The following is a 250-nucleotide window of genomic DNA, read 5'->3' as shown; positions in this document are numbered from 1 at the left end:
GGCAAACGCCAAACAGAAAAAGGCCACATCAACTACCAATATGACCCCCTAGATCGCCTAATAGAAGCCAAACCTGACCAAGCCCTGCAAGCCCTAGGCCTACCCGATGAAGGCTACACCTATGACGCCATCAGCAACCGCATCGGCAGCCGTCACCAACCGGGTGAATGGCAATACAACGCCAACGATCAATTGATCCGCTGGGGAACTGGTAGCCAGCAAGAAAACTTAAGCTACAGCCCAACAGGCC

Annotated in this window: 1 protein-coding gene; it reads left to right on the top strand. The window is 53.6% G+C overall.

Annotated features, from left to right (window positions below; translation table 11 throughout):
- On the top strand, positions 1-250 hold a 250-nt coding region (locus tag VQ643_RS16460), incomplete at both ends, for a hypothetical protein (RefSeq protein ID WP_414201606.1).

This window comes from Pseudomonas sp. F1_0610 (assembly GCF_047470865.1).
Lineage (GTDB): Bacteria > Pseudomonadota > Gammaproteobacteria > Pseudomonadales > Pseudomonadaceae > JAZDRH01.
Note: the sequence above shows the minus strand (reverse complement) of the source record. Positions and strands in the feature narration are given on the sequence as shown.